The 19,679-nt window shown below is 68.4% G+C and carries 16 protein-coding genes and 1 pseudogene; 7 read left to right on the top strand and 10 right to left on the bottom strand.

Translation table 11 applies throughout. From position 1 onward, the window contains the following. The first annotated feature begins 188 nt into the window (after nt 1-188). Genes QHF83_RS34015 through QHF83_RS34005 form a run of 3 tightly spaced genes read left to right on the top strand, consistent with a single transcriptional unit; the run spans nt 189 to nt 3,419 of the window. Nucleotides 189-1,373 (top strand): GNAT family N-acetyltransferase, encoded by a 1,185-nt coding sequence (locus QHF83_RS34015; RefSeq protein ID WP_282422181.1) that lies wholly within the window; start codon nt 189-191, stop codon nt 1,371-1,373. Nucleotides 1,374-1,395: 22 nt separating this feature from the next. Next, entirely contained in the window at nt 1,396-2,640 is a 1,245-nt protein-coding gene (locus QHF83_RS34010) for an ATP-grasp domain-containing protein (protein WP_282422180.1), read from the top strand. Beyond that, nucleotides 2,637-3,419 (top strand): metallophosphoesterase family protein, encoded by a 783-nt coding sequence (locus QHF83_RS34005; RefSeq protein ID WP_282422179.1) that lies wholly within the window; start codon nt 2,637-2,639, stop codon nt 3,417-3,419. The genes QHF83_RS34010 and QHF83_RS34005 overlap by 4 nt, the downstream gene beginning before the upstream one ends. Here QHF83_RS34005 and QHF83_RS34000 read toward each other — a convergent pair. The 5 genes from QHF83_RS34000 to QHF83_RS33980 form a co-directional block, all read right to left on the bottom strand. Next, nucleotides 3,372-4,802 carry a VanW family protein gene (locus QHF83_RS34000; RefSeq protein WP_282422178.1) on the bottom strand — a complete coding sequence of 477 codons (1,431 nt, stop codon included), beginning with the start codon at nt 4,800-4,802 and terminating at the stop codon, nt 3,372-3,374. The genes QHF83_RS34005 and QHF83_RS34000 overlap by 48 nt on opposite strands. 69 nt (nt 4,803-4,871) lie before the next feature. Further along, nucleotides 4,872-5,780 carry an SH3 domain-containing protein gene (locus tag QHF83_RS33995; RefSeq protein WP_282422177.1) on the bottom strand — a complete coding sequence of 303 codons (909 nt, stop codon included), beginning with the start codon at nt 5,778-5,780 and terminating at the stop codon, nt 4,872-4,874. Nucleotides 5,781-6,213: 433 nt separating this feature from the next. Then, nucleotides 6,214-7,920 (bottom strand): hypothetical protein, encoded by a 1,707-nt coding sequence (locus tag QHF83_RS33990; protein ID WP_282422176.1) that lies wholly within the window; start codon nt 7,918-7,920, stop codon nt 6,214-6,216. A gap of 63 nt (nt 7,921-7,983) precedes the next feature. Beyond that, the gene (locus tag QHF83_RS33985; RefSeq protein WP_282422175.1) at nt 7,984-10,026 is read right to left on the bottom strand and encodes a serine hydrolase domain-containing protein; all 2,043 of its coding nucleotides are present in this window, start codon (nt 10,024-10,026) and stop codon (nt 7,984-7,986) included. 354 nt (nt 10,027-10,380) lie between these two features. Beyond that, complete coding sequence (locus tag QHF83_RS33980) at nt 10,381-11,250, bottom strand: hypothetical protein (protein WP_282422174.1); 870 nt, start codon at nt 11,248-11,250, stop codon at nt 10,381-10,383. A 338-nt stretch (nt 11,251-11,588) separates the two neighbouring features. Here QHF83_RS33980 and QHF83_RS53565 point away from each other — a divergent pair. Both QHF83_RS53565 and QHF83_RS33975 read left to right on the top strand, forming a co-directional pair. After that, nucleotides 11,589-12,023 (top strand): annotated as a pseudogene (locus tag QHF83_RS53565) (dihydrofolate reductase family protein); the annotation flags it as partial. Nucleotides 12,024-12,419: 396 nt separating this feature from the next. Further along, entirely contained in the window at nt 12,420-12,719 is a 300-nt protein-coding gene (locus QHF83_RS33975) for a hypothetical protein (RefSeq protein ID WP_282422173.1), read from the top strand. Here QHF83_RS33975 and QHF83_RS33970 read toward each other — a convergent pair. The 5 genes from QHF83_RS33970 to QHF83_RS33950 form a co-directional block, all read right to left on the bottom strand. Continuing rightward, on the bottom strand, nt 12,662-13,558 hold the full coding sequence (locus QHF83_RS33970) for an MYXO-CTERM sorting domain-containing protein (protein ID WP_282422172.1): 897 nt from the start codon (nt 13,556-13,558) through the stop codon (nt 12,662-12,664). The genes QHF83_RS33975 and QHF83_RS33970 overlap by 58 nt on opposite strands. A gap of 33 nt (nt 13,559-13,591) precedes the next feature. Continuing rightward, complete coding sequence (gene phoU / locus QHF83_RS33965) at nt 13,592-14,311, bottom strand: phosphate signaling complex protein PhoU (protein WP_282422171.1); 720 nt, start codon at nt 14,309-14,311, stop codon at nt 13,592-13,594. 23 nt (nt 14,312-14,334) lie between these two features. Next, nucleotides 14,335-15,078, bottom strand: a complete 744-nt coding sequence (locus QHF83_RS33960) for a phosphate ABC transporter ATP-binding protein (RefSeq protein ID WP_348980498.1) — start codon at nt 15,076-15,078, stop codon at nt 14,335-14,337. Between the two features lie 70 nt (nt 15,079-15,148). Then, nucleotides 15,149-16,357 carry an ABC transporter permease subunit gene (locus tag QHF83_RS33955; RefSeq protein WP_282422170.1) on the bottom strand — a complete coding sequence of 403 codons (1,209 nt, stop codon included), beginning with the start codon at nt 16,355-16,357 and terminating at the stop codon, nt 15,149-15,151. A gap of 100 nt (nt 16,358-16,457) precedes the next feature. Beyond that, nucleotides 16,458-17,339 (bottom strand): hypothetical protein, encoded by an 882-nt coding sequence (locus tag QHF83_RS33950; protein WP_282422169.1) that lies wholly within the window; start codon nt 17,337-17,339, stop codon nt 16,458-16,460. 427 nt (nt 17,340-17,766) lie between these two features. On the opposite strand from QHF83_RS33950, the gene QHF83_RS33945 reads away from it, so the two are divergent. Both QHF83_RS33945 and QHF83_RS33940 read left to right on the top strand, forming a co-directional pair. Continuing rightward, nucleotides 17,767-18,960 (top strand): hypothetical protein, encoded by a 1,194-nt coding sequence (locus QHF83_RS33945; RefSeq protein ID WP_282422168.1) that lies wholly within the window; start codon nt 17,767-17,769, stop codon nt 18,958-18,960. Nucleotides 18,961-18,968: 8 nt separating this feature from the next. Beyond that, nucleotides 18,969-19,499 carry a hypothetical protein gene (locus tag QHF83_RS33940; RefSeq protein ID WP_282422167.1) on the top strand — a complete coding sequence of 177 codons (531 nt, stop codon included), beginning with the start codon at nt 18,969-18,971 and terminating at the stop codon, nt 19,497-19,499. Nucleotides 19,500-19,679 lie beyond the last annotated feature (180 nt).

Here is a 19,679-nt window from a genome sequence, read left to right as displayed (position 1 = left end):
GGGGCCGTCCCGGGTCGAGCGAGCGGGCGGGGTACATCGGTGCGGGCGGAAGGCAGGGTGGGGCGCAGTCCGTGCCTACATGTGGCTCGCGCGGCGCGCGTGGGGCGCGCGCGAGATCTCCATACGGCGAAGGGCGCGGTTTTTCGGGGGATGCTCGAAATGGCCGCGCGGCCTCGGGAGGGGCTGCCATGGAACTCTGCTGCACCGTCGTCTCCGATATTGCCGAGCTCGAGGCAATGCAGGGTGACTGGAAGGCGCTGCTCGATCGCAGCGATTGCAACGAGCCCACGCTTTCCCCTTTGTGGATCCTCGCCTGGTGGCGCGTGTTCGGCGGGACGGACGGGCGATGCCTCCGTGCGCTACGGATCATGCAAGGGGAGCGGCTCGTGGGCCTCTTGCCGCTCGTCGCGCGGCGCGTGTGGCACCGGGGGTTTCCGTTCCGGCGGCTCGAAGCGCTGCCGTCGGGGGAGGACGAGGCGGACGAAATCGTCTCCGAATACATCGGGATCGTGGTCGAGCGGGGCGCGGAGGAGGCCGTCGCGGAGGCGGCCGCGCGGGCGCTCGCGGGGGGCCTCCTGGGGGGCTGGGACGAGGTCGTGCTCCCGGCGATGGATGGCAGCAAGCGCGCGCCCTTCGCATTCGCGGACGCCCTCGGGCGCAGGGATCTGATGGTGACCCTGACGGAGCGCGGCCGGAGCCCGTACGTGACGTTGCCAGGATCGTTCGAGGCGTATCTCGCGGCGCTGCCTTCGTCGCGGCGATACCTCGTGCGGCGATCGATGCGGGATCTGGAGAGCTTCGGGCGGGGCGAGCTCGTCCTCTCGGTCGCGCGGACGAACGAGGAGCTCGCGGAGGCCCGCGCGACGCTCGTCTCCTTGCACGAGGCGCGCTGGCAGAAGGACGAGCGGAGCGGGGTGTTTTCCTCGGCGAAATTCACGGCCTTCCACGACGCCGTGATGCCCGCGCTGCTCGAGCGGGGCGCGCTCGAGCTCTCGGTGCTGCGGGCCGGCGGCGAGCCGGTGGCGGCCCTGTACAACGTGGTCTGGAACGACAAGGTGTATTTCTATCAGAGCGGCCGGCGCGCCGATTTGCCGCCGAAGCTCCGCCCGGGGATCGCCGCGCACGCGCTCGCCATTCGAATGGCGATCGACGCGGGCCGGCGTGAATACGATTTCCTCGGCGGGGACGTGCGTTACAAGCTGGACATGGCGCTCGATTCGCGTCCGATCGTGGAGATCCGGGCGGCGCGGCGGACACTGCGGGAGGCCTTGCGCGACCACGCCGAGCGCGCCGCGCGCGAGATCGCGCGGCTGCGCGGGCTTCCGGACACGAAGCGGCGTCCGGCGGAGGCGTTCGCCGAAGAAGAACCTTGATTCGAAAAGGGGGGAGGGAATGATGCCCGAAGAATCGCTTGTCCCGGCCGTGCTTTGCGGGGATCTCAACATGGTCCGGTGTTTTTCCGGGAGCGCGCCGGCCGAGGCGGGCCTGCCCGTGCGTCGGATCCCCTTCGTCGTGGCCTCGACGCGCGCCGGGGATCCGACGTTCGGATCGCGGCACGTGGAGCGGACGGCCGTGATCTCGGATCCCGCGACGAACCCGCGCCAGACGGCCGAGGATCTCCGGATCGTGGCCGAACGGACGGGCGAAAAGCCCGTGCTGTTTTACGGGACGGACTCCATGCTGCTCTGCGTCTCGCGGCACCGGGAGATGCTGGCGCACCATTACCGATTTTTGATGCCGCCGGCCGAGCGCATCGAGGACCTCGTCGACAAGGCGCGCTTCGCCAAGCTCGCGCGGCGGCTCGGCCTGCCCGTGCCCGCGACGGTGACGTCCGAGGAGGCGAAGACGCGCGGCGCGGTGCTCTCGCGCGTCTCCCTGCCGTGCGCCCTGAAGCCCGTGAACCACACGTCGTTCCGTAAATCCGCGGCCGTCCGGGAGGAGGGCGGTTTGCCCCGGAAAGCGCTCTTCGCGCGGACGCCGGAGGAGCTCGACAAACGGCTCGAACAGATGCAGCGGTCGGGGACGGCGTTCGTCGTGCAGCGATACGTGCGCGGCGGCGACGATCACATCACGAGCTTTCACGCGTGGATGAATGCGCGCGGCGAGCCGGTCGCGCATCACGTGGGCAAGAAGATCCGGACGTACCCTTCGGGCTCGGGGGAGAGCACGTTCATCGAGATCGTCGAGGATCCCGAGGTGACGCGGATCGGGCTCGAGGTCGTGCGGGCGCTCGGGCTCGTGGGCGTGGTGAAGCTCGATTTCAAGCGGGACGCGGAGACGGGGGAGCTCTTCTTGCTGGAGGCGAATCCGCGGTTCAATTTGTGGAACCGGCTCGGCGCGGCGTCGGGCGTGAACCTGCCGCTCTTCGCGTATGCCGAGCTCGCGGGGCTGCCCCTGCCGAGCTCGGGGCCGGTTCGTCCGGGATTGCGCTGGGCCTCGGTCGAGGGTGATCTGCGGGCGTTTCTCCTCGATTACGGGCCCTCCGGCGCCGTGTCGTTGCGCGATTTCATGGCCTCGTACCGCGGGCCGAAGGTCTTCGACGTGTTCGCCTGGGACGACCCGTGGCCGCTCGTGTTGACGCTGGCCAAGCGCGTGGGGCGGCGGGCCCTGCGCGGGGTGGGGAAGGCAGGTCGGCCGTGAAATACGCGGTCCTCTCGGACGTACACGCGAACCTCGAGGCGCTCTCCGCGGTGCTCGCGGCGATCGACGTGGAGCGGGTCGATACGATCCTGTGCCTCGGCGACGTCGTGGGATACGGGGCGAACCCGAACGAATGTGCGCGGATGCTCGCTTCGGCCGGGGCGAAGTGCGTCGTGGGCAACCACGATCGCGCCGCGCTCGGGCTCCGGGACACGGCGCATTTCGGCCGCAAGGCGCGGCAGGCGATGCGATGGACGAGGCGGATGCTCGGCGGGGCGGCGCGCGACTGGCTCGCGTCGCTGCCGCTCGTCCGGAAGACGTCTCCCGAGCTCTTGCTGTTTCACGCGGCGCTGCATCCGGTGCCGAACGACGAGCTGCATCTGTCGAGCTTGTCGCGGCTGGAGAAGAGCCTGCGCGCGCTCGAGGACGGCGGGTACGGCACGCGGATCGGGCTCTTCGGGCACACGCACCACGCGGGGGCGTGGCGCGCGCGGGGCGGCGCGTTCGGGCCGGCGCCGGGCGAGATGGTGAAGCTCGACGACGGGGCGCATTACCTGATCAACCCGGGGAGCGTGGGGCAATCGCGGGACGACGATCCACGCGCGGCGTTCGCGATCCTCGACATGGATCAGGGCGTCGTGTGGTTCCGGCGCGTCGCGTACGATACGACGCTCTCGATGGCGAAGGTGGCGGCGCTGGAAGCGAAAGAGCGGGGCGGGATCGCGGCGTGGTTATCCGCTCGATTGCCGCTCGGCCTCTTCGCCGGGCAACGGAGGTAACGTCGCGGGATCGAGGCCGGGCGGGACGATCAGGATCTCGAAGGTCGGCGGATAGACGTCGGTCTTCTCCTCGACGCGCGCCCGGCCGTCGTCCGATTTCACGACGCGGGTCTTCTTGATCTGGTAGCCGCGAATGCCCTTTTGTTTCAGGACGACGTGCCCCTCGGTCAGATACGCGCTCTCCTCGATCTTGCGTTTGTAGGGGGAGACGCCGATCGTCGCGCTCGACCACTCGACATCGTCGGGCGCGCCGCTGCCGCGGATCTCGACCGTGAGAATGCCCTTGTCCGCGACGGCATGCACGACGACGGGGAACGTGTAGGGGTTCTTGAGCTTGAGGTCGACGTGCGGATAAACGACCGTGGCGTCGAGCCCCATCGGGATGTAGCCGCTCGGCCGGGAATGGTTGATCCGCTCGGTGATCTCGAATCCGCCGAGATACGCCGCGGCGTGCAGCGTGCTCGCGACCTGGCAGGTGCCGCCGCCGATGCCTTCGCGCATCTCGCCCTTGAAGATCTCCGGCGCGGTGGTGAAGCCATTCTCCTTCGTGCGGGCGCCGACCTCGGTGTTGAAGCTCTTGATCTCGCCCGGGAGCAGCACGATGCCGTCGATGCCGGCCGCGGCGCGCGCGACGTTCTGCGCGCGGTTCGCCTGGCCGCCGAGGTACCCGAAGCGGGTCTCGTATTTCGTGACGACCCGGGTGACGTCGATCGACGCGACGACCTCGCTCGACGCGTCGGGCAGGATCTCGAAGGTCGGCACGGGCACGCGGGTCTCGCCGCTCTGCGCGGCCCGCTCGATCGCGGAGGCGGCCGCGTAAAGGTCGAGGTACTTCCCGGCGACGTGCGGCGTGGGTTTTCCCGTGGCGAAGTCGAGGCGCGCGCCACGCGGCGGCGTGTCGGTCTCGTCCTTGCGGCGCTCCAGCGCGGCGGCGAGGGGCTCGATCGGGAGCGTCACGAAGACGGGGACCGAGACGTCGCCGCGCCGCGCGGAGAGCGCGTCGGCGAGGCGCGTGAAGAGGTCTCCTTCGCGGCCCACGGACGAAAGCCGCGCCGCGAGCCGCTCCTCGTCGACGGTCGCGCCGAGCTCGGCGAGCGAGGTCTCGAGGGCGACCTCTTCGCCCATGACGAGCGTGACGCGCCGATCGAGCAGCGCACGCGCCTGCCTCTCGGCGACCTCGCGCGGCGACCCCGGACCGGCCTCGGCGCCGCCGATGCGCACGCCCTTCGCGACGGCGTTTTCAGCGGGCAGGAGGTTTTTACACGCGGCGGAGGCCGACAGCGCGGCGGCAGAGACGACGAGCGATGCGAGAACGCCGCGAACGAGAAAGTTCCGGCGGGAACGCCGCGTGGTGGACGAGGGGAGCGCGCTTGCGTGTGACATCGGCCCGAGAACGCCTCGGGCCCGAGCTTATCGTTCCAGGCGGCGCGATTTCCAGATCCGCGTGGAAAATCAGAGTCCGATGGCGCCGCGGTAGATCCAGCCGGTCTTGCCGTTGGTCTCGATCTTGTACCAATCGTTCCGGCGGCCGACGATCTTGACCTTCGTCCCGCGCACGAGCCGCACCACGACCTCGCCGTCCTTCGGATCCTTGCGCACGAGGGCCGTATCCCAACTCACGGTGCCCGTGCCATTGGCCTCGGCCTCGCTCGTGGTGCTGCCGGCGGCGTCTTCGCCTTCGCCCGTGGCCGGGGCCTCGGCTTCCTCGGGCGCCTTTCCGGGCGGGTAGAACGTGAGGCCGTATTGCACCGTGTAATGGCGGTACTTGTTGGGGACGTCCTCGAGCGGGAGGTTCGCGAAGGCGCGCGAGGCGCACTGCACGATGCCGGTGACGGTCGAGGTCGGGATCGTCGTCTTGTCTTTCTTGTTCTTGACGACGTGGACCTCTTTTTTCTCGAAATCGATCTCCAGGCCGAGCGTGAGCTTGCCCGCGAGGCCGACCGCCGAGGGGCACTCGGCGAGGCCCTGGAGCTTGGGGACCGCGACCGGGTCGAGCTGGAGGGCCCCGCAATCGGTGACCTTCTTGTTCTTCTTGTCCCAGCAACGGCTGATCTTGCCCGGGCCGACGACGACGGTCTGCTTGTTCGGCGGGGGCGCGGCGGCGGGCTCGGCCGTGGGGGCCCCCGTCGGAGGAGGCGCGGCGGGCGCGGCCTGGGCGGACGCCGTCGGGGGCGCGGTGACCTCGGCCTGGGCCTTGAGATCCCCCGGGACGTTGGGGCCGACCTTCACGCCCGCGAGCTTGGGCCACGCGATGCCCAGCACGAAGCCCACCGCGGCGACGATCCCGACGCGGGACCACGCGGGCCTTTCGTCGGCCGGCGAGGGCCTCTCGATCGTGACGGGGCGCGTTGACTTCGCCATGGGCCGTGCCGTAGCACAAGTTCCCGGGCTCTCAGCAAGTTTTGCGCGAGGCACGGGGCGCGGAACGCCCCTTCCAAGCTCCCCCTTCCAGCTCGAACGCGAGCCGTAACGGAGCTCCGCGAAGGGAAGGCGAACGGCGGGGGGGATGGGGGCAGAGGAATCGGATCGAGCTGACTAGCGAAAATCCGGGGATTTCGCTGTGCGGCGAAGTAGACGTCGTCCAGGAGGCGTAGATCTCGGGTTTCGGCCAGCAGTTGGCGGAGGGCCCGTTGGCGCAGCCGGCGACCGGGGCGATGACACGGCCGGCGCAGAGCCAGAGCGCCGTCGGCCCGGTGTAGCCGAGGAGTGGGCCCATCCGGGCCATCTTGGTAGGCCCGCTCGGCAGCCGTACGGCGGCGCTCTTGTTATGAACCGCGCATGTTCGCGTCGCGGCTCAGTTCTGTACCAGCCGCTGCGACGTCGAGAACGTGAACGACGGGCTCACGCCGGTGCCCTTGTACACGTAGACCGAACCGACGCGGATGAGGCCGCTGAGGCCGTCGTCCGGCGCGGCGATGGCGACGTCGCCGTACGTGGTATTGCGGAAGCGGCCGATCGCGGCGGTGAGCCCGAAGTTCTCGTTGGTGAGGTTGGTGCCGCCGGTGAAGGCCGACTGCTTCATCTCGGTCAAGTACGCGACCATGCTGGTCGCATGGCCGAAGTACGCGTTGGCGACGCCGGCGCGCTCGAAGCTGCCGCTGGGGTAGGCGCGCGGCGAACCGACGATCAAATCGTGCTTGCTGTCGGAGTCGATGCGACCGGCCGCCAGGGCGGCGCCGAAGCGATCGCCGGGCTGCGCGCCGACCCGGGCCAGCGTGTCCCACGGCGACAAGGTGGTGCCGGTGCCGCGATAGAGGAAGACGATGCCGGTGTCGCGGTTCTCGCCCGGCGCTCCGACCGCGAGGTCGTCGCGGTTGTCGCCGTCGAAGTCGCCCACGGCCAGCGCGCGGCCGAAGTCGTCGTCGTTCTCCTCGAGCGTCCATTCGTCGAGGCGACCCCACGGTGTCGGGCCGCTGACCGAACCCTGATAGACGAAGATGCTGCCGGCCCGCCAATCGTCGATGAGATCGTTATACGCGCCGACGACCAGCTCGTCGGCGGGCGTGCCGAAGAAGTCGCCGCTGGCGAGCGCCGACCCGAAGCGCTCGTCGATGTGCCCGACGCTGAGGGCGCCCTGATTCACCTCGCCCATGAAGCTCATGCCCATGGTGCCGCCGCCCAGCACGTAGACGACGCCCTGGCGCTCCCCGTTGCGCGCCTCGCCGGGGGCGCCGACCGCGAGGTCGTCCCAGCCGTCGCCGTTGTAATCGCCGGAGCTCAGGGCGTAGCCGAACAGGTCGCGATCCTCGTTGGTTCCGGGGCCCGGCGACTCCTGATGATAATAGACCCAGTCGGTGAGCCCGCCCGTCCCGCCGGTGTAGATGAACACGGTGCCCGCGTTCGGGTCGCCGCCGGGACCTTCGTTGAGGGCGCTCGCGGCCAGGTCGTCGATGCCGTCGCCGTTGAAGTCGCCGGTCGTCAGCGCCCAGCCGAAGCGGTCGAACGCCTCGTTGCTGCCGATCTGACTGATCAACGCCCATGGGGTGAGGCCGCTCGACGTGCCCTTGAACAGGAATACGAGGCCCGTGCTCTCGGCGCCGTAGTCCTCGAACGGCGCGCCGATCGCCAGATCATCGAGGTTGTCGTTGTTGAAGTCGCCGACGGCGAGGCTGTACCCGAAGCGATCGTGGTACTCGTTGGCGGCGGTGAATGTGCTCACCAGCTCCTGCGCGCCGGGGGCGACGAGCGTATCGAGCCCGCGCGGGTCGGCCGCGGACGAGAAGCGCGTGGTCTCGGCCGGGGTCGGCGCGGGCTCGGGGCCGGCCGGCGCGGCCAAGCGGAAGCGCGCCGGCGATTCGTCGTCGACGGGCCGCTCCGGCGGAGACTCGCGCCAGACCATCGCGCCCGGCTCGGCGGCGGCGACTGGGGTGGCGGGAGCCTCGGGTCGCGCCGCGTCGCTCGCGGGGGCGCGTTCTTCCGAGCGGTCGACGGGCGCGTCGTCCTCCGGGCCGACGAGGCAGCCGGCGAGCATGGACACGAGCACGAGGGAGTGAGAAAGCATCTTCCGAGACATGGTAGACTCCGCTGGCGATGAAAGAGACATGGGTGCTGGTCCGGCTGGGCGTCAGTTTCCGGTGTCGTAGCGATTGACGAGCCACGTGCCGCTGATGGTCGGGAGCGGCGCTCCGTCGACCTGATTGAGCGCGATAAAAAGGTCGACGCTCTTCGAGCCGACGCACAGCTCCGTGATCGCGCCGTTGGCTCCGCCTTTCTTGCAGAAGAACCGCTCCGGGAGGGCCGTGTCGTCGTCGCGCGTCCCGTCCCATCCGATCCAGGTGGAGAGGCCGGCGCTGTCGACGTAGTCGTTGCTCATCAGCTCCGCCGTCAGCTCGGGGCCGAGGATATGCTCGTACCGAATCGCCCGGGCGAACCGCAGGGTGACGCGCGCGTTGGCCTTGAATCCGCCCGAGCCGCAGTTGTTCGAGTTCGTCTGCGGGTTGGCGTTGTAAGACGTGCACGGACTGGCCGAGGTGGAGCACGGGTGGAGGAAGAGCTGCGAGCCGGGCGGCACCATGCAATCGGCCTCGTTCATGCCGACGCGGTCGAGCCACAGGCTCCGCAGGTAGTCGACGAAGTCGGCGGTTCCCTCGGTCATCGACCAGTACTCGATGATGCCGCGCGAGATGTCGTAGTTCTCGTTCGAATACCGGCGCGGGCACCGCAAATTGCCGGTCGCGGGGTTGATCGCGGTGCAGATGGGTGTGCCCACGACCGGTCCGAGGCAGCCGGTGAGGTCGAGCGGGCCGAACTCGTTCGGCGCGCTGCAATTGCCGGTGTACGTGCCCGTGCCGATGCCGGCGAGGTTATCGATGCCGGTCGTGTGCAGCAGGTAGTCGCGCGGCGTGTTGCCGGCCCACTGGGGGTCGACGGTGAAGGTGTCGTAGAGCCCGGGGACGCTGTCGTAATCCATGTAGTTGGGCTGCGGCGTGTCGAGGTCGAGCTCGCCCATGTCGGCCAGCTTGAGCACCGACATTGCCGTGAACATCTTGGTCAGGCTGGCGAAGCCCATCGGCGCGTCGACGGTCATGGGGACCGTGTTCACCTGCTGCCAGCCCTGCGCGTGCTCGTAGAGGACGCGGCCCGACTGGGCGATGGCGAACTGGTACCCGGCGAACAGGTTGGCGTCGAGCTGGCTCTGCACGCTTTCGACGATGGTGTCGATTTCGCTGCCGTTGATGCGCTCGATACCCTCCTCGTTGAGCATGACCATGTACGCGTTGGAGCCGATCGCGTACGGTTCGAAGTCGGTCCAGCCGCTCGCCAGCGGCAATACCCCCGCGACGTTGGTGAGTGTGCTGCCGTTGAACTGTTCGAGCCGGAGGTTTGTCGGGGTCGACGTCGATCCGCCGTAGAACATCAAGTAGGTGTTGCCGTTGGCCTTGTAGAACTTGACCGAGGTCCAGCCCTCGCGCGCCTCGCTGGCCGACTCGGACGCGACCAGCAGATCCGACTCGCCGTTGGCGTCGATGCGATCGATGCGCATGCGACCGCCCTCGTTGCCCGGGAAGTCGCCGCCCTTGTAGAGGACGCGGTAGGTGTCGGCCCCGATGGTCGTAAAGTCCATCGACGTCCAGCCCGCCGTGACCGCGCTCGTCGTCACCGGCGTCAGGGCGCTGGTGTAAAGCGCGGTCGCGCCGGTCCTGGTGTTGATGCCGTAGAAGTACCACGTCGAGCCGCGCACGTAGGTCGAGAACAAGTTCTTGCCGACCCACGACGCGTTCGACGCGTCGTTGCGCGTCCCGAGCGTGCCGTTCGAGTTGAGCACGTAGGTGCGGATCGAGCCGGTGTCGGCGTCGTGGAGCACCAATGTCGGGACACCGCTCGGCGAAATCACCTCGGCGCTCGTCCACCAGGAGCGCAAATTGTAGGTGTTCACCAGCGAGCCGAGCGTGCCGATCGAGAGGTTGTAGATCTCGAGGTCGCCGGTGTGCTGTCGCAGCAATACGAGATAGGTGTTTCCGCCGGACGTGTAGCTGCGGGCGAACGACCACCCGGCGGGGTCGGCCGGCCACGTCGTCGTCGCGCCGGCGGGCGGAAAGGTCCCGGAGGCGGTGATCGCCGCCACGCGCAAGGAGCTGTCGGCTTGCGCGGGTGACACCTGACCCACGAGCAGGAGGAAAGCCGCTACGGATGGAATATACGTCAAACAACGATGCATCTCAACACTCCCGGACGCCACGCGTCGGTTCGCAGACAGTTTTGGCTGACTCTGGTACAATTGATTGCGTCAACGGCATTCTCGACCGGCCCGAGAGTACATTCCGTCGGGTTCCCACACGGATGAACCGCACGATATGCGGCGCGAATTCGCGGTGGGCGGGCCACCATAGGGGAATTGTTGCAAGTCGAATACGAGGCCTGCGGCGGGCGGCTCCCGCCGAAATCTTCCCACCCGCTCTGGTCGCTCCTCAGCCCCGCCGTCGCCTTCATTCGGCGGCGACGCGGTCGCGGGCCGCGCGCCTCAGATCGAGCATGACGACGACGTGTGTTGCTCCTCCCTCACGCCCCACGCGAAGCCGGCGCCCGACACGTACTCGACGCGGTTGGTGTGAGCCCGAGGGGTGGCCCCGCTGGGACCGCTCCACCAATAGTGCCAGTTGATGTTGGTGTAGAGGCCATCTCGAAGGAAAAACAGCGGCTCGAAGATCTCGCAGCCGTCAGGGCCGGCGTACGTGTAGATGATGTCCGCCTCGACGGTGCCGGTGGTGCAGAACCCCGTGCGATAGCGACGCATGGGCATTTCGTTGTCGTTCCAGGCCAGGACGCCCGTCACGGAAGCGAAGCAGCCCGGGCCGCTGGGATAAGAAGCCCCTCCTTCGTCGCACACGAAGGTCTGGATGCTCTCGTCGCAGGCCGAGAGGAGGTTCGTCGACTGTGGCGTCGCCTGGAGCTCCTGAAGGAGCCAGCCCTGCGGCCGGAACGTGCTGTCGATGGTCGGCGCCCGCGTCGCTTCGGCGCGCATCGTTTCATGGTAGGCGGCCAGAGCTCGGGGGACCTCCTGCTCCGGGGCTGCGAGGGCATGGAACAGGTCGAAGGCGGTCGCGTCGGTGAACTCCGGGCGCTGCATGATCGCGCGGTGATTGGCGTCCCCCTCCTCGATGACGCTGAAGCTGCCGTCGTCGTGCGCGTACAAGCGCACCTCAGCCCCGTCGGGGAGGGGCAGGACGACCGCGAGCTCGCCGTCGGGGAGCGCGAGGTCGGTCGCGGAGAGGTCCGCATGGCTGTCCTCAGCGAGGACTCCATCCTCGGCGGGTGTGGCGCAGCCAGCGAGGGCGACGGAGGCGACGAGGAGGCTCGATGCGAGCAATCGACAGGCGGTAAGGGAGGCCATTCGCATGGTTCTCTGGCTCCTGCGCAGGGCGCGACTCGCCCCCCATCGGCGGCGCGCATGACTTCCCCGACCATTCGCAATCGCCGTGCCATGTGCGCGCGAAGGGCGGCGCTCCGAAACCGATACCCGAGTGGAACGCCGGCATTACACCTGCGCGACACGCGCGCGTGACACCTGTCACGACGATGTAACACGGACGAGCTACGAGCTTTCCTCCCTCGACCCTCCGCATCCCCGGGAGCGATCGTTCGCCCCGCGGTGGCCGATCCTTCGCCCCGCGCGGCCGTGATCGCGCTCGACCGCGTACATCCGCGAGCCCGACGTGGGGGGGCGAGTGCATCGAGGGGCGCGGCGCGGGGCGAGGTGCGTTAGAGTTGCATCGCCACGCGGCCGAAACCCTCGCGCAGGCCGATGCCCTCATCTTTGGCCGCACAACCTACGAAATGATGGAGGCCGGGTGGCGGTCGATGGCGCAGACGGGTCAGAGGCCTGACGGGATGCCCCAATGGACGGAGCCGTTCGCCCGGACGATCGACGCGGCAAAGAAGTACGTCGTGTCGAGCACCCTGGACCGGGTGGATTGGAACGCGGAGCTCCTGCGCGGGGATCTGGCCACGGCCGTTCAAGAGCTAAAGCAGCAGCCGGGCAAGAGCCTCTACGTGGGCGGCGTGACGCTCCCGCTGGCCCTGGCGGAGCTGGGCTTGATCGACGAGTACGAGTTTATTGTGCAGCCCAGGCTAGCCGGCCACGGTCCGACGCTCTTCGCGGGCCTATGCTCACCCGCCAGCCGTTCCCGCCCGGCCTTCGGCTCCGCGCGACATGGGATGATCCCAGGACCCGAGCGTGCGCGGGGGCTATGGTGTTCTCGTCGGGCTGTCGGACGAGCCCGTGCGCGAGTTGTCCACAACGAGGCTACGCGATGCGCTGCGGCAAGGGAGCGGGAGGAATGGAGGAAACGAGAAGCCTCCGAAGTCTCGCAGAGGCACGGCGAAGTCGACCGCCAGCGATCGGTGGGTTCCGCTGTCGCGCGTGTTCGTGCACAAGGGCTCCGATATCGCGTTTGCCGTGGGAAAGGCACTCGTCGACGCGCTCGGCGGCGTCATGGTGCTCGAGGGATGGCGGCAAACCTAGAGAGAGCGGCTGCGGGACACGCGGACGCGCCCCCCGCGATGGTCATCGCCAACGACAACGATCGCGCGCTCCAGGAGGCGGTGCGCGGATTTTTGAAAAGGGGAGAGCTCCCAGTCCTCTTGGGGCTCACGAGTAAGATCGAGTATGGGATGCAATACGGGTTTGCCGCCTGTCTCACTCCCGCGAGGTTTTTCGTGGTTCCGGTCGACGTCGAGCTGTCGCCAGGCCACCGCTTCGCCTACCCGATCAAGGTGAAGGCAAAGCCCGGCGCGAAGCCCGTCTACGACGTGAATCGCGCAGAGCTCCGCGCGATCCGACTCAACGCCGAGTTTTCGTAACCTTTTCGCCGCATGGCGATACCGAGCCCGAGCAGGGTCACGAGCGCCGCCCAGCCCGCCGTATCCCGATCCGACGCGCCGACCTCACATCCGGCGCAGCCCCCAGGGCGCGGCGGTTTGGCCTCGCCGGCGTCCGGCGGAAGCGACGCGTCCGGCGGGAGCGACGCGTCCGGCGGGAGCGACGCGTCGGGGGGCTCGCTGGACGCGGGGACTTCGGGGATGGGCGGGGGCTCTGGGTCGTCCTTCCGGATGGGATAACGTGGCGGGGCTCCGCCCGCGATCGCCACATAAGGTGCCGGGACGGCGCTCGCCCGCACGGCTTTGGCGGCGGCGATCCGCTCGGCCTCGCGTCTTCGAGCGTCCTCGTCGGTGCACGTCACGCGCTTCTCGCACTTGCTCCTCGGGAAGGCCGCGCAATCCGACTGGGTCATGCACGTGCCGCGGCCGACGGTGTAAAGGTAGCGCTGCAACAGCACCTGTTCGATGCAAAACGAGAGCTCCTTGCAGAGGCCGTTTTCGCATTTTCCGCCGGCAGGCGCGCAGGTCTCGTTCAGCGAGCACGAAGCCTCGTCCGGCCCGTTCGATTTCCAGTGCATGCCGTCGGGGCAAGGCGCGGGGGGAGGCGGCTCGCAATAGGACGTCGAGCGGTGGACCTGCGGCTCGTACCCCGGCGGGCAATCCGCGCGCATCGGCGGAGCGCAATAGGGCCCGCCGTGGCCGCGCTCCTTGTGGGTGCCCTTCGGGCAGTCGAGCGGCACGTTGGGCACGACGTCGGCCGAGGCCGCGGTGGTGAACACGACGGCGCTGAATCCAAGGGCAAAGCTGATTGCAAGGCGCATGAGCACTCATGGTGCCAAGGAGGGATGAACGTCTCAGGGCCGGCCTGAGCCCTCCACGTCGGGTGGCGGTGCTCCGGTCTCGTAGCGGCGATTGTGGTGCCGGATGTCCTTGCCGGTGACCAGGAAAACCACCGTCTCGGCGATGTTCATCGCATGATCGCCGATACGTTCGAGATACTTCGCGATCGATTGGATGCGCGTGGCCCGGTAAATCGTGGTCGGGTCCGAGGTCATGAGCTCGAGCAGGCGCTTCCAGATCTCGCTGTAGTGCTCGTCGATCGCATCGTCCCGCGTGAGGAGCTCGGTCGCGCGGTCGACGTCACGCTCGACGAGGGCGTCGAGCGCCTCGTGGACCACGAGCGTCGCCTCGTCGGCGAGGGCCACGAGATCGAACGTGGCGCCGAGCGGCGGCTCTTCGTTCAGCTCGGCCACGCGGTCGCAGATGTTCACGCCGAGGTCGCCGATGCGCTCGAGGTCGGTGACGATCTTCAGCGCCTTCGTGACGAAGCGCAGGTCCGAGGCGACGGGCTGGCGCATGGCGAGGATGCGCATGCAGAGCTCGTCGATCTCGCACTCCAGCCGGTTGATGCGCCGGTCCATCTTCATGGTCGAGCGCGCGAGGGCCGTGTCCCGCGTGGCGAGGGCCTGCATCGCCTTGCCGATCATCTCCTCGACGAGGCTGCCCATGAGGAGCAGCCGATCGCGCAGCGTGCGCAACTCGTTCTCGTAGACGCGGCTCGTGTGCTGGGGCATCGACCTCGGAAAATCCTTTCAGCTCAACCGAACTTCCCTGTGACGTAGTCCTCGGTTCGTTTCTCCCTCGGGTTCGTGAAGATTCGATCCGTTCGATCGAACTCTACCAGATCTCCCTCGTGGATGAAGGCCGTGTAGTCGCTGACCCGCGCGGCCTGCTGCATGTTGTGCGTCACGATGACCACGGCGACGTGCTCGCGCAATTCGTGAAGGAGGTCCTCGATGCGGCTCGTGGCCACGGGGTCGAGCGTGCTCGTCGGCTCGTCCATGAGCAGGACCTCCGGGCCGAGCGCGAGCGCGCGCGCGATGCAGAGGCGCTGCTGCTGGCCACGCGAGAGGCTCGTGCCGGGGCGGGCGAGATCGTCCGCGACCTCGTCCCAGAGCGCAGCCTGGCGCAGGGAGCGCTCGACGAGCTCGTCGGGCCTTTCGGCGCGCAGGCCGTTCAAGCGGAGGCCGGCGAGGATGTTGTCCCGCACGGACATGTGCGGGAACGGGTTCGGCTTCTTGAAGATCATGCCGACGCGGCGGCGGACGTCCGTGGGGCTCGTGCCGGGGGCGTAGATGTCGACGCCGTCGAGCAGCACGCGGCCCTCGACGCGGTTGCCCGGCGTGATCTCGTGCATGCGGTTCAAGCACCGGAGCAGCGGTGATTTGCCGCAGCCGGAGGGGCCCATCAGCGCCGTGACGCGCTTGTCCGCGATGCGCAGGGTGATCCCGCGGATGACCTCCTCGCGATCAGTCCACGCGCGAAGATCCTCGGCTTTCATCTTCACCGGGGGCTCGCTGTCGTGCGGGGGGTCGGAGGTCATACGGGTTTCCGTCGATGTGTCGCGGGCGCTAGGCCGCGCCGAGGAGCTTCCAGGGTAGCGCCGAGAGGGAAGCCGCGCCGATCCACGCGAGCGGGGCCGTTTCGACGGCGGCGCGGGCGAGCGAGCCGAGGGCGCCGCGGAAAATCCCGGGCATCGCCGCCGGCAAGACGACCTCGCGCAGCGTGTGCAGCCGATCGGCGCCGAGCGCGAGGCAAGCTTCCCGGAGCGACGCGGGCACGGCGCGGAGCGCCTCGCGGAAGGCCGTGGTCATCCGCGGCAAGAGGAGCAGCGCGAGCATCGCCGCGCCCGCGAGCGTGCTCTCGCCCTGGCCGAGCACGTGCACGAAGATCACGAGCCCGAGCAGGCCGTAGACGATCGGCGGGGCCGCGGCGAGCGTGCGGGCGAGCCTCTCGACGCGCGACATGAGCCGGCCGCGAGGCGCGTACTCTTCGAGCCACGACGCGGCGCCGACCGAGGCGGGCACGGCGATCACGAGGGCCAGGGCGACGAGCGAGAGGGCGCCCTCGATCGTGGCGGAGAGCGACACGCGGGCCGGCTGGCTCGACGCTTCGAGGATCCACTCGTTCCACCCGCCCTGCGATGCGTGACCCGTGACGATCATCAGGATCATCACCTCGCCGAGCGCGCGCGCGACGGCGAAGAGCAGCGCGGCGCCGATCCCGCCGAGCGCGGCTTTCAGGACGATGCGGTTCACCGTGGCGATCTTGCCTGCGCCGAGCGCGTACGCGCCCTCGCGCAGGTTGTGCGGGACGGCGGAGATGGCGCGTTCGCTCTGCGACGCGAAGTACGGGAGCATCATCACGCCGAGGGCGACGCCCGAGAGGAGCACGTGGTGCTCGGCGAGCGCGGGTCCGAGCAGGGCGATCGCGAGGTAACCGAGGACGACCGTGGGCAGGCTGGCGAGGGCGTCGAGGCCCGGCGCGAGGAGGCGGCGCGCGCGCGGTCCGGCGAACTCGCTCAGGTAAATCGCGGCGACGAGGCCGATCGGGAGCGCGACGAGGACGGCGACGAGCGTGGCGAGGACGGTGCCCGCGAGGAGCGACGCGAGGCCGCCCGCGCCGGCCGCGGACGTGCCGAGCCTCCGGACGAACGCGAGGGCTTCGGCGGCGAACAAGCCGGCGATCGCGAGCGTGGCGAGGACGCTCGAGAGCGCGCAGAGGAAGAGGAGCCTCGGGACGACGGCGTCCGCGAGCGAACGCGTGACGCGGGTGCCCACATAGGCCGTCGTACCCGTGCTGTGTGACAGGACTGTGACAGAGGGGTGGAGCGGCGAAAAAAAGAAGGGGGAAGCTGGGCCGAGGGGGCCTACCTCCGGCTCACTTGGCTTCGATCTTCGCGCGCAGCGCTGTGGCCTTCGCTTGCGCCTCCGCCATCTGCGCTTCGAGCGCGGCGAGAGCCTCTTTGTCGGCGTTGACGACGGCTTCGGCTGCCTTCGCCTCCTCGGCTTCCAGGTCTGCGAGCAGCTTTTGCCGCGCTGCGAGCTCCTTCTGGAGCTCGACGATGCTCGTCTTCACGGATGCGATCGTCACCTCCTCGTCGCCTTGCTCCGTTCGAGCCTCCCGGCGGAAGAACCTGTCGGCGAAGTTCGCGGGGAGGTTCGAATGCTCGTGCGGGAGCTTGGCGAGCGCGCCGTGGGTCTCTTTGCGGGTCCCGTTCAGCTTGTCGATGAACTTCTTTCGTTCTCCGAAATCGCGGAACTGGTCACGCGCCGTCTCGGCCGCTGCTTTGGCGGCGATGGCGTCGTTCGCCTGCACGACGAGCTCGCCGAGCGTCGGCGCGAATGCTTTGAGGGCGGCATGCTCGCTGGCGGCGAGGGAGGGCTGCCAGGCCTTCATCGCTTCCAGTTGCCCCCCGAGGACCGGCCGCTTGAAATCGGTCGGCGTTTTGTTTCCGAGGTAATGCTTGTACAGCGCGTGCGTCCGGTCGCCGTTCGTGATCGTCAGGATTGCATGGATGATAGCGTTTGCGAGGGTGTCGAGGAGATCGTCGACGTGCTCGATGAACGCTTGCGCGTCCGTGATGGCATCGCGTAGCACGAGCTCCTTGTCGTGCACCGTCGTCCACTCGGCGCGTAGCGCGTCGAATGCGGCGATGTGGGGCGCGCCGAGGGGGTGCGCCTTGAGCCGACCGCGCGTGTAGGTGATTTCGGGGAGCACGGAGCTGAGCGACGTTCGGGGCTGGATGGTGCGTATGGCCATGATGTGACTACCTCCGCTTTCGGGGTGTGGGGTTCGTGTGCCTGGGATTGGGATCCGAGGAGGCGCCAACGTTGGCCCGCTGCCTGCGCTGGGCAAGGGAGGCCTGGCACGTCCAGCACGTTTGGGACGTGGCGGGGAGCCGAGGGCGCCTCGGCGCTCGGAGAGGGATCGCCGCTCTCCTGTCGTTGACGGCGGCGGAACGCCTTTGCACCGTCGTCCCATTCCCGAATGGCCGCCCCGCTGATGGGGGTGAGGGCCGGACCATTCCGGGGCACGGGAGCAGGACATGCACTCGTTCACCTGTCTGATCCGCTGGATCAACGATGGGGCACATCGTCTTTGGCGTTGGGCCACGCGTCGTCTTGCGGTGATCGGTATCGCCCTTTCGCTCGTTCTGTTCGGGTGCGCCTCCTCGCGCGATCCCACCATGGCCCGTATCTTCGAGGCGCCGAACGTCATCCACGTCTGCGTGCGCCCGCCGAACGTGCCGAAAGACAAGCGAATGTGGGCGCTCGACACCTCCGGCGCGCCCGTTTTCGAGGCCCGGGAGGTGGACTTCGCGAGGCGTGCCGGTCTGGGTGTGTATATCTGGGACGAAGTGGCGCCTCGCGAGAGCGCCGGGCTCCTGCCGATTCCGTATCATCGGCTCGAATGCCCGGCGCCGCCGAAGCCCCGCGTGGCCGCGGCGAAGGTCGAGGCCGAGAAGGAGGAGGAGAGCAAGAAGGCCGAGACCGAGGAGGCCGAGCGGCCGAAGCCGCTGCCGCAGCCGATTCCGCGCGAAACGTCCGCGGTGGAGGGGCGCGTCGAGGCGCACAGGTGCACGGCATACGAGGAGCCGGGGCAGAGGAGGAAACGCGGCGGCACGGGCGCGCGGACCTGCACGAGGATCCTCGTCCACCGGGCCCGCACGGAGCCCGTCGTCGCGCAGAGCCCGCGCGAGATCGAGCCGCCCGAGCGGATGGAGTTGCCCGAGCGTGTGGCGCAGGAGTACGAAGACTGGGGGCTCAGCCCGGCGGACACCTCCGCGCTCGCGGAAGATCGAGCCAGGGAGTGCCTCCAGGGGCTTTGCCATGCCCGGCATCCGAACTTCGTTCCGAAGTCCAAGAAGAAGCCCGCCGAGACGCATAACGGGCAGTCGTTGTCAACGGGCCGTGGCTCGCCGCCGCCCGCGCCGAAGACGACGGTCAAGACCAACACGCGGACCCTCGGGAAGCCAAACGGCGCGAAGCCGAATGGTGCGAAGCCGAACGGCGCGGCGGCGGGGCAGGCGTCAGCGGCGGGGAGCCCCGATGCAGCCGCGGCGACGAACGGAAGGCGCGTGCCGAATCCAAACGGCAAGAAGGGCGGGGAAGCGCATCAAGCGAAGGTGAGGGAAATCGAGGCCGACATCAAGGAGCGCGGACTCAAGCCGAAGACGGAGCAGCGCGTCCGCACCCCGGGCGGCCAGAAGGAAAACCGCTACGTGGATGTCGCCGGAAAGCGTGGGGACGAGGTTGTCGAGATGCATCAGGTCGGAAGGCAAACCAAGGGAGGTCAGCCCGTGTCACGCGAACGGAAGGCGCTCGACGACGTGGAGCGCGCGACCGGCCAGCGGCCAACGTTCCATCCCATCAACAAGTGAGGAGAGCCATGGGACATCAGACATCCTTCTTCATCACGCCCAAGGATATGGCGGAGCTCGAGCAGCGGCTTCGGGAACGGACGGACCTGGTCATCCTCCTCTGGCGGTCACCCACTGCGTCGCCACGGGTCGTCGACTCGCTCAACTTCTACGAGAATGGGGAGCCGTGGTACGACCTGTACCTCGCACGGCCCGAGGACCTGAACTCGGTCGTCATGGACTACGTGAAGACGCAGGGGTACTGGACCGTGGAGGGCTCTCCTTCGCCCGTGGTCGAGTTCACTCGCTGCTCCTTCGATGGGAAGAGGCTGCGGGAGGGACGCGTGCACTACGTCGACCACTTTCTAGGACCCGACCACACGTGGGTGAAGAAGAGCGACGAATTCAGGAAATGGGCCCGGATGGTGCACACGACGATCAAAAAATCGTTGAAGCGGCGTGATTCGAAGCATGTCGAGTACATCGGCAAAGATGCACAAGCGTGGCTCGATGCCGGTGGTGGGCAGCTCGAAGACGCGTTTGGAAAGCGCGTAGACTGAGCCTCGACGCATCGTCGGGCTCTCGCGCCGGTCGTCCGCTGTGCCAACCGCAGGGGCGACCGGCAGTTTCACGAAAACCATCCGAGGAGAGCATCGTGGCAACGGAAGACGTATTCGAGGACTGCGTTCGATCCGCAGGCGATCTCGACACGCCACGTCCCCGGCGCGGGGCGTCAGGCA

This window comes from Polyangium sp. 15x6 (assembly GCF_029960785.1).
In the GTDB taxonomy this organism is placed as follows: Bacteria; Myxococcota_A; Polyangia; order Polyangiales; family Polyangiaceae; genus Polyangium.
Note: the sequence above shows the minus strand (reverse complement) of the source record. Positions and strands in the feature narration are given on the sequence as shown.